The organism is Micromonospora sp. NPDC048040 (genome assembly GCF_055587185.1).
In genome coordinates this window covers 1-14,396 of sequence record NZ_JBVJGT010000094.1, presented here as the reverse complement: position 1 = coordinate 14,396, position 14,396 = coordinate 1, and the positions used below count along the sequence as shown (strand labels likewise).

The following is a 14,396-nucleotide window of genomic DNA, read 5'->3' as shown; positions in this document are numbered from 1 at the left end:
CCCCCCCCCCCCCCCCCCCCCCCCCCCCCCCCCCCCCCCCCCCCCCCCCCCCCCCCCCCCCCCCCCCCCCCCCCCCCCCCCCCCCCCCCCCCCGCGACCGGCTCAACCCGAGACGCGCTCGACGATGCGCCGCACCGTCTCCGCGGGCGTGGGCAGCGCGACCATCTCCTCGCGTACCTCCCGGGCCGCGGTGCGCAGCGACTCGTCCCCGACCAGCCGGCGCAGCAGGTCCGCGTCGACCTTGTCCGACGTGCTGACCAGGCCGATGCCGCGCCGGCTGACGGCCTCCCGGGCTGTGTGCTGGAACTGGTCGCGCGGGTCCGGGGCGAGCAGCTGCGGGATGCCGGCGTCGATGGCGGTCATCACCGTGCCGCCGCCGCCGTGGTGCACCACCGCGGTGCAGGTGCGCAGCAGGGTGTGCAGCGGCGTCCAGCCGACCGACCGGACGTTGCGCGGCAGCGTGCCCAGCGGGCTGATGTCGAGGTCGCCGAGGGCGAGCACGAAGTCGGCGTCCACCTCGCCGGCGGCGGCGATGATGGGCTCCACGGCGCCGATGCCGAACGCCTGGAGCTCGATGGTGCCCATGGTGATCGCCACCTCGGGCCGGGCGGGCACCGGCGGCAGCCGGTCGCCGAGGACGGCGCCGCCGCCGTACGGCACCCAGCGCATGAACCAGCCCTCGGGCTCCGCCTCCAGCAGCAGGCTCGGCGGGAACGACTCGATCGTCGCCACCGGCTCGGGCAGGCTGACCTGGTGCTTGCCCATGAGGTCGGTCAGGAAGGAGGCGATCGAGCGGTGCATGCCCCGGGTCCGCCAGGCGCTCTGGTTGCGCTGCACGGCCGGCACCCCGGCGCGGTCGGCGGCCAGCAGCCCGACGGTGGCGCCCTGCTCGTAGACCACCAGGTCGGGCCGGAAGTCGTCGGTCAGGGCGATGGTGCCGTCGACCAGCGGGCGGTTCACCGCCGCGATCTGCACCCCCCACTCCTCCAGGTCGATCGCGGGGCGCGTGGCGACGGTCTCGGCGAAGCGCGGGTTGTCCTTCGCGACCTGCTCGAAGACCTTCACCGCGCTGAAGTCGGGCGCCACGTCGACCACCTCCAGGCCGGCGGCGGCGGCCCGGTCGGCGTGCTCGGCGACCGCGATCAGCACGTCGTGGCCGGCCGTGCGGAAGCCCCAGGCGAGCTGGATCAGCGGGAAGAGGTGGCCGATACCGGGGGAGGAGACGAACAGCACGCGCATGTCGGAGCCCTTCTGTTCAGGGTTGCGGCGGGGGTCACCAGCCGGACTTGATCGTTTCGACGACGTGGGACCGGTCGTCCTCGGTGAGCCACCAGCCCACCGGGATGTGGACCACCCGGTCCGCCACCCGGTCCAGTCCGGGCAGGGTGGTACGGGCCGACGCGACGCAGCTGTGCGCGTCGTTGCGGCGTGACACGACGCTGGTGGCGATGCCGGCGTCGCGCAGCCGGCGCATGAAGGCGGGACGGTCGCGGACCTTCAGCGGGTACATCCAGAAGGCGGGCTCCCGGTCGTCGGCCCGCTCGGTCTGCTCGACGCCGTCGATGCCGGCCAGTTCCTTGTCGTAGAACGCGGCGTTCTCCCGGTGCCGGCGCAGCAGCTCGTCGACCCGTTCCAGGTTGGACAGGCCGATCGCCCCGCCGATCTCGTTGAGGATGAACCGGTAGCCCCACTCGGCGACGTCGTAGTCGCCGGTGATCCGGTCCGACGCCCGCTCGATGCCGAGCCAGCGGCGCAGCCGGAGCCGGTCGTACAGGTCGTCGTCGGGCAGCACGACGAAGCCGCCGCTGCCGGTCGTCAGGATCTTGATGGCGCCGGTGCTGTACACGCAGACGTTGCCGTGCGTGCCCAGTGGCGCGCCCCGGTAGGTGGCGCCCCACGCCTGCGCGCAGTCCTCGACGACCAGCGGGCGGCGGGCGTACCCCGCCGTGGCCCGGTCCACGACGGCGCGCAGCCGGTTGAGGTCCACCGGGTAGCCGAGCCAGTGGACCACCACGATGGCCCGGGTGGCGGGCGAGATCTTCGCGGCCAGGTCGTCGAGGTCCATGTTGAGGGTGGCCGGGTCGACGTCCACCCACCGGATGCGCAGCCCGTTGGCGAGGATGGGCCAGTTCGTGCCCTCGAAGGTCAGCGGCGTGGTGAGCACCTCGCCCGGGCCGTCGTGCTCCGGCTCGTCGGCCCCCGGCCGCGCGGCGAGGCTCAGGGCCAGGTGGAGCCCGGCTGTCCCGCAGTTGACCGAGACCACCCGGGGGTTGCCGAGGCGGCTGCCCACGGCCGCCTCGTACTCGGCGACGGTCGGCCCGTGCTCCAGCCGGCCACTGCTCAGGACGGCGGAGACGCGGGTGCCGACGTCCGGAGACATGGCGACCTTGGACAGCGGGATCATGACGCCCCTCTCGCTAGTTGCCACATGATTCTCAAGTCCCCTGGGAGGGTCGTCAAGGGAGCCCTGTCGATATAGGCCGACAGGCGTTCTTCCTGATTGCGGAACTCGCGACCGGCGAGGTGAAGGAGTTGAGAAATGTATATCTTCAACGGGTCGCCGGACGCCGCGTCCGGCACCGGGTGCACGGGAGGTCCGGGGTGTCGTCGCTGCATGTCCGGCTCGGGCGGACCGGCCTGCGGGTCAGCCGGGTCGCGATCGGGACCGTCAACTTCGGCGGCCGGGTCGACGAGGCCGACGCCCACCGGCTGCTCGACCACGCCGTCGCGCAGGGCATCAACCTGGTCGACACCGCCGACATCTACGGCTGGCGGGTGCACCGGGGCTGGACCGAGGAGATGATCGGGCGCTGGCTCGCCAAGGACCCGGCCCGCCGGGACGAGGTGGTCCTCGCGACCAAGGTCGGCAACCCGATGGGCGACGGCCCCAACGCCCGGGGCCTGTCGGCCCGACACGTCGTCGCCGCCTGCGAGGCGTCCCTGCGCCGGCTCCAGACCGACACCATCGACCTCTACCAGATGCACCACGTCGACCGGGAGGTCGGCTGGGACGAGATCTGGCAGGCCATGGAGCAGCTCGTCCGGCAGGGCAAGGTCCGCTACGTCGGCTCCTCGAACTTCGCCGGCTGGGACCTGGTGAGCGCCCAGGAGGCCGCGCGCCGGCACCGGCTGCTCGGGCTGGTCAGCGAGCAGTGCGTCTACAACCTGGTCAGCCGGTACGTCGAGCTGGAGGTGCTCCCGGCCGCCGCCGCCGAGGGCATCGGGGTGCTCGTCTGGTCACCGCTGCACGGCGGGCTGCTCGGCGGCGTGCTGCGGAAGCTGGCCGACGGCACCGCGGTCAAGTCCGCGCAGGGACGGGCCGCCGAGGCGGTCGAGCACCACCGCGCGACCCTCGCCGCGTACGAGAAGTTCTGCGCCGAGGCCGGCCGGGACCCGGCGGAGGTCGGCATGGCCTGGGTGCTGCACCGGCCGGCGGTGACCGCCGCGGTCGTCGGGCCGCGTACCCCCGAACACCTGGACGGCGCCCTGCGGGCCCTGCACCGGCCGCTGTCCGCGGCCGAGCTCGCCCGGCTCGACGAGCTGTTCCCGCCGCTCGGCCGGGGCGGCGCCGCCCCGGACGCCTGGATGTCCTGACCCGACCCGCGCCGGCGCGCCCGGGACCCCCGACCACGGACGGAGTCGACGATGGCCCACCTCCTGATCGTCAACGTCGCCAGCCACGGCCTGATCCTGCCCACCCTCACCGTGGTCACCGAGCTGGTCCGGCGCGGGCACCGGGTCAGCTACGTCACCGCCGGCGGGTTCGCCGAGCCGGTCCGCGCCGCCGGCGCGACAGTCGTGCCCTACCAGTCGGAGATCATCGACGCGGACGCCGCCGAGGTGTTCGGCTCGGACGACCTCGGCGTCCGCCCCCACCTGATGTACCTGCGCGAGAACGTCTCGGTGCTCCGGGCGACCGCCGCGGCGCTCGACGGCGACGTGCCGGACCTGGTCCTCTACGACGACTTCCCGTTCATCGCCGGGCAGTTGCTGGCCGCCCGCTGGAAGCGGCCGGCCGTCCGGCTCAGCGCGGCGTTCGCGTCGAACGAGCACTACTCGTTCTCCCAGGACATGGTCACCCTGGCCGGCACGATCGACCCGCTCGACCTGCCGGTGTTCCGCGACACCCTGCGGGACCTGCTGGCCGAGCACGGCCTCTCCCGGTCGGTCGTGGAGTGCTGGAACCACGTGGAGGAGCTCAACCTGGTCTTCGTCCCGAAGGCGTTCCAGATCGCCGGCGACACCTTCGACGACCGCTTCGTCTTCGTCGGGCCGTGCTTCGACGACCGGCGGTTCCTCGGCGAGTGGAGCCGCCCGGCCGACGACCTGCCGGTGGTGCTGGTGTCGCTCGGCACCACCTTCAACGACCGGCCCGGCTTCTTCCGCGACTGCGCGCGGGCGTTCGACGGCCAACCGTGGCACGTGGTGATGACGCTGGGCGGCCAGGTCGACCCCGCGGCTCTCGGCGACCTGCCGCCCAACGTCGAGGCGCACCGCTGGGTCCCGCACGTCAAGGTGCTCGAACAGGCGACGGTCTGCGTGACGCACGGCGGCATGGGCACCCTCATGGAGGCGCTGTACTGGGGGCGCCCGCTGGTGGTCGTGCCGCAGTCCTTCGACGTGCAGCCGATGGCCCGGCGCGTCGACCAGCTCGGCCTCGGCGCGGTGCTGCCCGGGGAGAAGGCCGACGGCGACACGCTGCTCGCCGCCGTCGGGGCCGTCACGGCCGATCCCGCGCTGATCGCCCGGGTCGAGGCCATGCGGGGCAACGTCCGCCGGGCCGGCGGCGCGGTCCGGGCCGCCGACGCGGTGGAGGCGCACCTGGCCCGCGCCCGCTGAAATCCCGCCCGCGCATCCACCGGCCGCGCACGGCACCGCCCGGTGGGCGGGCGGCGGTCGGCGGCGGCGCCCACCTGCACGTCGAGCGCCGACGCGGAGGGGCAGCGGCGGGCGCTGCCACTTCTCGCGGTATCGCAAGCGCTGGCGCGGGCGCTCAGCCGGCGGCGGGCACCGGACGCGCGCCCGCGGGGACGGTGCCGTCGCGGAGCTGCGCGGGACGTAGCTGCTCGGTCAGCAGGGTGCGGTACCGCGCGACGAGCGGCTCGCCGGCCGGCCGGGCGGCGAGCCACCCGCCGACCAGCCGGGCCCCCTCGATGTACGTCACCGAGTAGGCCCGCCACAGCGGGTCGGTCAGGAAGGTGGCGATCTGCTCGGCCCGGTCGCGCGGCAGCAGCAGCCACCGGTGCAGGTGCTCCACCGCGTCGTCGATCGACGCCCCCCGGTCGTGCAGCAGGATCGCCGCGTCCTGCCGGGCCGGCATCAGCTCGTTGACGAGCCCCACCATCCGCTCGACGAGTTCGCCCTCGACGGGTACCCCCTCGTCGGCCAGCACCTCGGTGGTCCACCGTCCCCAGCCGGGCCCGAGCAGCGCCGCCGCCGCGTGCTCGGCCGTACCCTCCGCCACCAGGCACTGCGGGGTGTTGACCAGGGCGATCCGGTGTTCGTCCCAGCCCCGGGCGAGCACCAGGCCGGCCTCCTTGAGGCAGTGTTCGGTGTGGTGGCCCGGGTACGCCTCGTGGGTGGCCATCAGCGGCAGCACGGCGATGGTCCGCCCCGCCGTCTCGTTCAGCGTCACCGTGGAGCGGAAGCCGCCGTGGTACCGGTTGAACGCGTTCCACGGCCGGTCGCGTACCACCTCGATGTCGACCCGCTCGGCGTCGGGCAGGCCGAGCAGCGGCCGGGCGCGGGCGCGCAGCGTGTCGGCGACGGCCCGCACGGCGTGGCCCAGCCGCTCCGGCGGCACCACGTTGCGGGCGTAGAACGCCTCGACCTTGTCCATCAGCGGGCCGGTGCCCGGCAGCAGCGCGTCGATGGCGTCGTGGGCGGCGGCGTACCGGTCCGGGTCGCCCAGCCGCACCTCGACGTCGAAGTAGGTCTCCACCTCGGCCAGGAAGCCGATCTGCTCGCCGGCCGCCCGCCGGGCCGCGCACTCCATTGCGGTCAGTTGCGCGGCGAGGAACCGCCGCCGCTCCGCGTCGAGGTCCGCGTCGCCCAGGCGGCGCAGCAGGTCGCGGGCCTGCCCGGCCAGCTCCGCCGGGTCCGGCGCCGGCTCCGCGGCGACCCGCTCGGCGAGGGCCGGGTCACCGAACCAGCAGTCGACGTAGCCCTCGACGAGTCGGCCCATCCGCAGCCCGAGCGCGAGGTAGTCGGCGACCACCGCGTCGGCGGCGGCACCGGTCACCGGTCCACCCCGAGCCGCACGTCGGCGAGGTCGGGCAGGCCGGCGAGCGCCGGCAGGGCGGTCGCGCGCCGCACCCGGGGCCCACGCGGCGCGGCGTCCGTGGCCCGCCGGAACAGCAGGGGTACGACCGCGGCGTCGGCGAGCAGCAGCCGTTCCACCTCCTGCCACCGCGCGACCGCCTCGCGCGGGTCGGCGGCGTCCAGCGCGCGCGCGACCAGCCCGTCGACCCGGGCGTCGCGGTAGCCGCCGGGATTGCCGGGCCCCTCGCCGACCAGCGGTTGCAGGAACACCCGGGCGTTGCCGTAGGCCCAGGGCGCGGTGAACGCGGCCACCGCCAGGTCCCACCGGAGGGCGGGCGCGCCGCCCGTGCCGGCGAGCAGGGCCCGGTGGTTGGCGTCGTCGAGCGCGACCAGGCGTACGTCGATGCCGGCGGCGCCGAGGTCGGCCGCCCACGACCGGGCCAGCGCCAGGTCCTCGGCCGTGTCGGGATGCACCGCGGTCAGGGTGAGCCCGTCCGGGTACCCCGCGGCGGCGAGCCGCTCGCGCGGGTCCGCGTCGGCGTCGGGGGTCGGGTCGGCGAGCGGGTCGGGCTGCCGGTGTCCGTCGTTGCCGGGGGGCACGACGGTGTGCGCGGCGCGGACCTCGGACCACGGGTCGGCGGCCCGGGCGATGCGCACCAGCGCCGCCCGGTCGACCGCCCCGGCGACGACCCGGCGCACCGCGGCGTCGGCGACGGCCGGGCTGGCGGGGTCGCGCAGGTTGAACACCAGGCAGGGATCGAGCCGGTGACCGGGCACCGGGCCGCTCGGCACGCCCCACGGCAGGTCGGCGTCGTCGGCGGCGAGCCGGTCGGTCAGTTCGCGCGGTCCGCCCGTGGCGACGCGGAACTCGACGGCGTCGAACCGCTGCTGGCGGATCGGGTCGGTCTCCGCGCGCCACGCCGGGTTCGGCTCCAGCCGGATCGTGCCACCCGGGCGCCACGACACGACGCGGTACGGGCCGTTGGAGACCAGGTGCTCGTGCAGGTCGACGCTGCCCGGCAGGTGGGCGTCGTACTCCGCCGGCGCCGGGGAGGCGCCGCTCAGCGCCAGCATGTCGACGAAGTCCAGCGCCGGGCGGTCCAGCTCGAAGACCACCGTCTCGTCGTCGACGGCGAAGACCCCGGGGATGTCGTGGGCGTCCTGGAAGCCGGCGAGCAGCGCGGCGGTGACCGGGCGGCCGGCGACCGCCGCGGCGTACTCGTCGCAGTACCGGCCCATGCCCCGCAGGGTGCCCCGGAAGTACGCCAGCGCGGGGTGCCGGGTGAGCGGGTTGGCCAGCCGCTTGAAGCCGCGTACGACGTCGTGCGCCGTCACCGGGCGGGGGGTCGGCGTGTCCCAGAGCACTCCGGGGCGCAGGTGCACCACGTAGCTGCGGTGGCTGGCGCCCAGGCCGGCGTTGTAGGTCGACGGGACGTCGGTGGCCAGGTCGGCGACCGGCGCGAGGGCGCGCCAGTCGCCCGGGTCGGGCGCCGGGCGGTAGCTGATCAGCTGCCGGGTGCACAGCCGCAGCAACTGGCGCTCGGCCGGCGACCAGGCGGCCGCCGGGTCCGCCTGGTGGACGGCGGCCGGCCCGAGCAGCCGCAGGGTGCCCCACCGCCGGGTGTCGTTCGTCGTCGGTGCACTGCGCGCCTGCGTCACTTCAGGACATCTCCTCGGCGAGGCGGACCATCGTCCGTACGGTGTGGTCGATCTCTTCCCGGTTGTTGAACAGGTGGGTGGTGATGCGCGCCGCGTAGTGCTGGTGCGGTGAGCCGGGCACGTCGAACTCCGTCCAGCGGGTCCAGATCCGGTGCTCGGTCTCCAGGCGCTTGACGAAGCCGATGAACTTCTTGATGTTCCAGGCGTCCTCGGGCCGCCGGAACGGGTTGAACGCGAGCAGCGGCGAGCGCAGCCGCGGGTCGGCGCCGGGGGAGTACATCGCCTCGGCGCCGAACGCGTCGATGAGCCGGCCGCGGGCGTACTCGGCGAGCTCCATGATGTACGCCTCGATGCGGTCGCGGCCGATGTCGTCCCACAGCTCGAAGGCCCGGGCCAGGGCGGCGCCCCGCGCCAGGTTGGCGCTGCCGGCGCTCTGCAGGAAGTCGCCCATGTTGTAGCTCTCCACGGCGGTGCTGGTCCGCGGCGGCGGGCTGCCCATCATCGGGTACCAGGTCGAGATGAGTGGCCAGAACGTGGGCAGCGGCAGCGGGTTGTGCTCGGGGACGACCTTGTTGCGGACGTAGATCAGGCCGGTGCCCAGCGGGCCGCACTGGAACTTCGACCCGGAGCAGGTGATGAAGTCCGCCCCGGTCGCGCGCAGGTCGATGTCGAGCATGCCGGGGATCAGCGCGCCGTCGATGACGGTGGTCAGCCCGTGCCGGTGCGCCAGCTCGCACAGCTGCCGGATCGGGAACATCGTCCCGGTGAACAGGGTGATCGCGGCGAACGAGAGCACCTTCGTCCGGGGCGTGATCGCGGCTTCGACCAGCTCGACGATCTCCTCCGCGCGCACCTCGTGGCCGGACGGCGGGGTGACGGTCTTGAGCACCACCCCGAACCGGTTGCGCAGCAGGTTGAAGTTGGACAGCACGGAGTAGCACTCGTGCGTGGTCGTCACCACCTCGTCGCCCTCGCGCAGGTCGAGGCCGTGGATGACCCGGGCGACCCCCTCGGTGGCGTTGTGGCAGATCACGATCTCGTCCCCGTCCACGCCGAACGTCCTGGCGATGGCGTCCCGGTACTCGGTGAACATCGCCGGGCGGTAGACGTCGAGCAGGCCGCCGGTCCACTGCCGGGTCACCCGGTCCACGGTGTCCAGCACCTCGTACGGCATCGCGCCGACCGTCCCCGTGTTGAGGTGCACGGTCGTCGGGTCCAAGGCGAACAGCTCGCGGATGCGGGCCCAGGACGCGGTGCGCAGCGGACTCTGCGCCGGTGACGCCGACACGGTGGCCGGGCCAGGGGACTCCACGGTACGGCTCACGGTGATCCCTTCGTAGCCGACGGCGGGCCCGGAGCTCGGCGGCGTTCCGGGCCGGGAACTGCAATCACTTTCTCAAGCGGACATGGTCAGGACTATCGCGCAAGTTGCGCTCCTGGCCTCCACTGCACCTGACAGGCACTTGAGTCAGGTATAGCATTCGACACAGTGCAGCGGCAGAGTCCGCCATCACGGGCCGGAGGGGACATGGACAGGTTGCAGTCGGCGCTGGCCCTCTACGAGGAGGCGATGGGCTACACCTACGCGGCAGCCCTGCGGGCCGCCGCCACCATCGGCGTCGCCGACCACCTGGTCGACGGGCCCCGTACGCCCGCCGAGCTGGCTGCAGCCACGGGCACCGACGCGGACGCGCTGCGGCGGGTGCTGCGCCTGCTGGCGGTCCGCGACGTGGTCCGCGAATCCGACGGCCGGTTCGCGCTCACCGACAAGGGCGCGGCGCTGCGATCGGACTCGCCGGTGCCCGCGCGGGCCGGCATCCTCATGTTCACCGACACGATGTTCTGGACGATGAGCCACCGGGTGGCGGGCGCGCTGGGGCCGGAACGGCCCGCCTTCGCCGACATCTTCGGCAGCTCGCTGGACGCCTACTTCGACGGCGACGCCGAGGTCGAGGCGCTCTACTACGAGGGCATGGAGACGGTCAGCGCGGCGGAACACCTCATCCTCGCCCGCGCCGGCGGCTTCCCCGCCACCGGCACCGTGGCGGACGTCGGCGGCGGCCGGGGCGGCTTCCTGCTCACCGTCCTGCGCGAGCACCCCGGCCTGCAGGGCGTGCTGCTGGACCGCGCGGAGGTGGTCGCCCGGCACCGGCTGGACGCCCCGGACGTGGCGGGGCGCTGGAAGGTGGTCGAGGGCGACTTCCTCCGCGAGGTGCCCCACGCCGACGTGCACGTGCTCAAGCGCATCCTGCACAACTGGGGCGACGAGGACAGCGTCCGGATCCTGACGAACTGCCGCCGGGTCATGCCCGCGCACGGCCGGGTGCTCGTGATCGACGCGGTGGTCCCAGAGGGCAACGACGCGCACCAGAGCAAGGAGATGGACTTCATGATGCTCGCCGCGCGCACCGGCCAGGAACGCACCGCCGCCGAGCTGGAACCGCTGTTCACCGCGGCGGGGCTGCGCCTGGACCGGGTGGTCGGCACCTCGTCGGTCATGTCCATCGCGGTCGGCGTGCTGGCCTGACCCAGGGAAGGGGCCGCAGACCCGTGCCGGACCACGACCAGCAGCCGCGCCACGGCGGCACGCTGCGCTACTACGGGCCCGGTGGCCTCGACCACCTGGACCCCGCCGCCGCCTACTACGCCTTCTCCCACCAGGTCATCCGGCTCTTCGCCCGGCAGCTGTTCAGCTATCCGACCACCGAGGACGCCGCCGCGCTGGTGCCGGTGCCCGACGTGGCCGCCGAGCTGCCCACGGTGGACAACGGCGGGCTCAGCGGGGACGGTCGCACGTACACGATCCGCCTGCGCGACGGGGTCCGGTGGGACACCACCCCGCCCCGGCCGGTGACCGCCGGGGACTTCGTGCGCGGCTTCAAGCGGATGGCCAACCCGGTTGCCGGGGCCGGCGCCATCGCCTACTACACGAGCACCGTCGCCGGCATGGCGGAGTTCGCCGAGGGCTACCGCGCCCGTTTCGCCGGTCGTACGCCCACCGCCGCCGAGCTGGCCGACTACCAGAACAGCCACGAGATCCGCGGCCTGTGGGCCAAGGACGACCGGACCCTGGTGATCGAGCTGCTGCGCCCCGCCAACGACATGCTCAACCTGCTGGCGATGCCGTTCGCCTCCGCCGCCCCGCGGGAGTTCGACGACCTCGTCCCGGACGGTCCGGACTTCGCGCGGCTGGTCCGCTCCAACGGGCCGTACCGCATCACCAGCTATGCCCGGGGCAGCCACCTGACGATGGACCACAACCCCGCCTGGCGGGCCGACGCCGACCCGATCCGCCGCCGCTACGTGGACCGCATCGAGGTCCGGATGGCGAGGGTGAGCGACGAGCGGGTCCGCGCCGAGATCGAGAGCGGGGCGGCCGACCTCTCCTGGGGCGCCGCCGTGGGCAGGCCCCGCCGGCGTACCGAAGCCGACCGGAACCTCGGCTGGGCGCTGAACCCCTACCTGGCGTTCAACCTGCACAGCCCGCACGAACGGGGAGCGCTGCGCAACCGCACCGTCCGGCTGGCGATCGCGTACGCCGTGGACAAGGCGCGGCTGGTCCGGTTCTTCGACGACATGGACATCGGCACGGTGACCCGCCCCGCGCACACGGCCATCCCGCCGGGCAACTTCGGCCACCGCGAGTACGACCCGTACCCGACGCCGGGGGACCGGGGCGACCGCGCGCGCTGCCGGGAACTGCTCGCGGAGGCCGGATACCCCGACGGGCTGCGGCTCACCATGATCTACCGGATCGACGCGGTGCACGGCCAGGTGGCCAAGGCGATCGCCGAGGACCTGGGCGCGGGCGGCGTCGACGTCCGGCTGGTGGAGATCGACCAGACCGACGAGTACTACCGCATCCTCCAGGACCCGGCCCGCGCGGCGGCGGGGGAGTGGGACATCACGCCGGCCGCCTGGATGCCGGACTGGTTCGGCAACAACGGGCGGTCGTACGTCCAGCCCATGTTCCAGTCCAACACCGGCGTCGGCACGGCCAACTACGGCGGATACCACAACCCGGTCGTCGACGACCTGATCGACCGCGCGCTGTCCGCCCGGACGGAGGCCGCGGCGGAGGAGCTGTGGCACCGGGTCGACCGGCAGGTGCTCCAGGACGTGGCGATCGTGCCGATCCTGGCCTGCGAGCCGACCATCGAGCACCTGACCAGCTCCCGGGTGCGAGGGGCGATCCCGCTGCCGCACGTGGACCGCTGGTACGACGCGGCGAACCTCTGGCTGGACCCGCCCGACTGAATTCGGCCCACGGCTAATAGCAGCCTTGACTGATATAAGCGGTTCTTGTAGTTTGACCCCGACGGAATCTCGTGATCCAGCTGCCCGAGTTCGCCTGTGACGCGACAGGAGTGAGCATGACAACCAATCCGGCCTTGGCCATCGAGACCCGTGAGCTGGTGAAGGTCTTCGGCCAGACGCGCGCGGTCGACGGACTGGACCTGGCGGTGCGGGCCGGGACGATCCACGGGGTGCTGGGCCCGAACGGGGCCGGCAAGACGACGGCCATCAAGATGCTCGCCACGCTGATGCGACCCACCTCCGGCACCGCGTCCGTGCTCGGGCACGACGTGGTCCGCGAGGCCGCCGAGGTCCGGCGCCGCATCGGCCTCACCGGCCAGACCATGTCCCTCGACGAGGACATGACCGGCATGCAGAATCTGATCCTCGCCGGCCGCCTGCAGGGTCTCCGGCACGCGTCCGCGGTCGCCCGGGCGGAGCAGCTGATGGAGGCGTTCGACCTCGCCGAGGTCGGTAGCCGACTGGTGAAGACCTTCTCCGGCGGGCAGCGGCGGCGCATCGACGTGGCCGCGAGCATGGTGGTCACCCCCGAGCTGCTGTTCCTCGACGAGCCGACCACCGGCCTCGACCCGCGCAGCCGCAGCGAGGTCTGGGAGATGATCCGGGCGCTGGTCCGGGACGGGGGCACCGTCCTGCTGACCACGCAGTACCTCGACGAGGCGGACCACCTCGCCGACGAGCTGACGCTCATCGACCACGGCCGCATCGTGGCGCAGGGCACCCCGCCGGAGCTGAAGGCGAGCCGCGCCGCCGGCGTGCTCGACGTCCGGCTGCGCGACCCCGAGCGCCGGGCCGACGCGGGCACCCTGCTCGCCCGGGCCGTCGGCGCCGCCGCCGACCTCGACTCGGATCCGGCGCGGCTGTCGGTGCGGGTGACCGACCCCGACCGGGCGGCGCTGGCCCTGGGCGAGCTGGCGCGGGCCGGCATCCACGTCGACGACTTCACGCTCGGTCAGCCCTCGCTCGACACGGTGTTCCTCGCCCTCACCGGCCACTCGACGCTCGACGCCAGCGAAGAAGAGGAAGCAGAGGTACGGGCATGACGACACCCAGCACCGAGGCGCGGCCGCTGCCGGCCGAGATCTTCAGCCGGTCGGTGGCCGGCGCGGAACGGCCGCCCCGCCCCGGCCCGCTGTTCGCCGTCCGCACCTTCGCCTGGCGAAACCTGATCAAGCTCCGGTACGTGCAGGACCACCTGGGCACGGCGGTGGTCTTCCCGATCATCCTGACGCTGGTCTTCACCTACCTGCTCGGCGGCGCGATCGCCGGCTCGCCCCGGGAGTACCTGCAGTTCTTCCTCCCCGGCGTGATCGTCCTCTCGCTGGTGTCGTCGAGCATGATGAGCGCCCTGACGCTCAACCGGGACATCGCCACCGGCATGTTCGACCGGGTCCGCAGCACGCCCATCTGGCAGCCCGCGGTGCTGGTCGGGGCGATGACCGGCGACGCCGTCCGGTACGCCCTGACCTCGATCGTGCCGCTGTCGCTGGGCCTGCTGCTCGGCTTCCGGCCGGACGGCGGCCTGTCCGGGGTGGTGCTTGCCTTGCTCTACCTGCAACTGTTCACGTTCAGCATCGCCTGGCTGTGGATGCTGTTCGCGGTGCTGATCCCGCAGCCGACCGCCGCCGCCGGCGTGGTCAACCTCCTACAGTTCGTGCTGCTCTTCGGCAGCAACATCCTGGCGCCGTCACAGACGATGCCCGGCTGGCTGGAGGCGGTGGTCAAGCTGAACCCGGTCACCCACGCCGCGACCGCCACCCGGGGGCTGATGCACGGCACGGTGACCTCGGGGGAGATGGGTGCCGGACTGCTGACCTGTGCCGTGCTCATCGTGCTGCTCGCCCCGCCCACGATCTGGCTCTACAGCCGCAAGCAGCGCTGACACCCCTTACCGACGGCCCCGGTGCCCCTGCCTTCCCCGGCAGGCGCCCGGGGCCGTCGCGGCGTACCCCGGTGTTGTCCTGCTGACGTACCTACCGGCCGACGGGGCGCGCATCCCCCGGTGTGGGCGGTGCGGCCCGGGCGGGGAGCGTCGTCACGGCCGGCGGCCGTGGCGAAGGGCCCAGGAGGGGGGGAGGCGTTCCCGGGGGGGGTCGTGGGGGGTGGAGAAGACGCCGCCCAGACACGAACAGAACTGGACAAACGAGGCCAAAAACGCC

The 14,396-nt window shown here is 73.6% G+C and carries 11 protein-coding genes; 6 read left to right on the top strand and 5 right to left on the bottom strand.

All coding sequences use genetic code 11. From position 1 onward, the window contains the following. Window positions 1–102: 102 nt before the first annotated feature. Both ACZ6O2_RS35385 and ACZ6O2_RS35380 read right to left on the bottom strand, forming a co-directional pair. Window positions 103–1,239, bottom strand: coding sequence for a nucleotide disphospho-sugar-binding domain-containing protein (locus ACZ6O2_RS35385; RefSeq protein ID WP_350710711.1), 1,137 nt, complete (start codon window positions 1,237–1,239; stop codon window positions 103–105). 34 nt (window positions 1,240–1,273) lie between these two features. Continuing rightward, entirely contained in the window at window positions 1,274–2,404 is a 1,131-nt protein-coding gene (locus tag ACZ6O2_RS35380) for a DegT/DnrJ/EryC1/StrS family aminotransferase (RefSeq protein ID WP_466026042.1), read from the bottom strand. Between the two features lie 197 nt (window positions 2,405–2,601). Between ACZ6O2_RS35380 and ACZ6O2_RS35375 the strand changes: the two genes are divergently transcribed. After that, window positions 2,602–3,594, top strand: a complete 993-nt coding sequence (locus ACZ6O2_RS35375; protein ID WP_363709474.1) for an aldo/keto reductase — start codon at window positions 2,602–2,604, stop codon at window positions 3,592–3,594. 51 nt (window positions 3,595–3,645) lie between these two features. Further along, a complete protein-coding gene (locus tag ACZ6O2_RS35370; protein ID WP_466026041.1) occupies window positions 3,646–4,839 on the top strand; it encodes a macrolide family glycosyltransferase in 1,194 nt (397 codons plus the stop codon). 154 nt (window positions 4,840–4,993) lie between these two features. Here ACZ6O2_RS35370 and ACZ6O2_RS35365 read toward each other — a convergent pair whose 3' ends face one another. Genes ACZ6O2_RS35365 through ACZ6O2_RS35355 form a run of 3 tightly spaced genes read right to left on the bottom strand, consistent with a single transcriptional unit; the run spans window position 4,994 to window position 9,250 of the window. Continuing rightward, window positions 4,994–6,184 carry a DUF885 domain-containing protein gene (locus ACZ6O2_RS35365; protein WP_466026044.1) on the bottom strand — a complete coding sequence of 397 codons (1,191 nt, stop codon included), beginning with the start codon at window positions 6,182–6,184 and terminating at the stop codon, window positions 4,994–4,996. 53 nt (window positions 6,185–6,237) lie between these two features. After that, on the bottom strand, window positions 6,238–7,920 hold the full coding sequence (locus ACZ6O2_RS35360) for an ABC transporter substrate-binding protein (protein WP_466026040.1): 1,683 nt from the start codon (window positions 7,918–7,920) through the stop codon (window positions 6,238–6,240). Window position 7,921: 1 nt separating this feature from the next. Beyond that, window positions 7,922–9,250, bottom strand: a complete 1,329-nt coding sequence (locus tag ACZ6O2_RS35355; RefSeq protein WP_466026043.1) for an aminotransferase class V-fold PLP-dependent enzyme — start codon at window positions 9,248–9,250, stop codon at window positions 7,922–7,924. 198 nt (window positions 9,251–9,448) lie between these two features. Between ACZ6O2_RS35355 and ACZ6O2_RS35350 the strand changes: the two genes are divergently transcribed. The 4 genes from ACZ6O2_RS35350 (at window position 9,449) to ACZ6O2_RS35335 (ending at window position 14,119) form a co-directional block, all read left to right on the top strand. After that, a complete protein-coding gene (locus ACZ6O2_RS35350; RefSeq protein WP_466026039.1) occupies window positions 9,449–10,447 on the top strand; it encodes a methyltransferase in 999 nt (332 codons plus the stop codon). Between the two features lie 23 nt (window positions 10,448–10,470). Then, entirely contained in the window at window positions 10,471–12,177 is a 1,707-nt protein-coding gene (locus ACZ6O2_RS35345) for an ABC transporter substrate-binding protein (RefSeq protein ID WP_466026038.1), read from the top strand. Between the two features lie 116 nt (window positions 12,178–12,293). After that, window positions 12,294–13,280: an ATP-binding cassette domain-containing protein gene (locus ACZ6O2_RS35340; protein WP_350710726.1), complete on the top strand. Its 987-nt coding sequence runs from the start codon at window positions 12,294–12,296 to the stop codon at window positions 13,278–13,280. Beyond that, window positions 13,277–14,119 (top strand): ABC transporter permease, encoded by an 843-nt coding sequence (locus ACZ6O2_RS35335; protein WP_350710728.1) that lies wholly within the window; start codon window positions 13,277–13,279, stop codon window positions 14,117–14,119. Before ACZ6O2_RS35340 ends, ACZ6O2_RS35335 begins: the two co-directional genes overlap by 4 nt. Window positions 14,120–14,396: the final 277 nt, after the last annotated feature.

Excerpts from the sequence above, each read along its gene's own strand:
- ACZ6O2_RS35385 (WP_350710711.1), bottom strand. The coding sequence starts at position 1,239 with ATGCGCGTGCTGTTCGTCTCCTCCCCCGGTATCGGCCACCTCTTCCCG.
- ACZ6O2_RS35380 (WP_466026042.1), bottom strand. The coding sequence starts at position 2,404 with ATGATCCCGCTGTCCAAGGTCGCCATGTCTCCGGACGTCGGCACCCGC.
- ACZ6O2_RS35370 (WP_466026041.1), top strand. The coding sequence starts at position 3,646 with ATGGCCCACCTCCTGATCGTCAACGTCGCCAGCCACGGCCTGATCCTG.
- ACZ6O2_RS35365 (WP_466026044.1), bottom strand. The coding sequence starts at position 6,184 with ATGGGCCGACTCGTCGAGGGCTACGTCGACTGCTGGTTCGGTGACCCG.
- ACZ6O2_RS35350 (WP_466026039.1), top strand. The coding sequence starts at position 9,449 with ATGGACAGGTTGCAGTCGGCGCTGGCCCTCTACGAGGAGGCGATGGGC.
- ACZ6O2_RS35340 (WP_350710726.1), top strand. The coding sequence starts at position 12,294 with ATGACAACCAATCCGGCCTTGGCCATCGAGACCCGTGAGCTGGTGAAG.
- ACZ6O2_RS35335 (WP_350710728.1), top strand. The coding sequence starts at position 13,277 with ATGACGACACCCAGCACCGAGGCGCGGCCGCTGCCGGCCGAGATCTTC.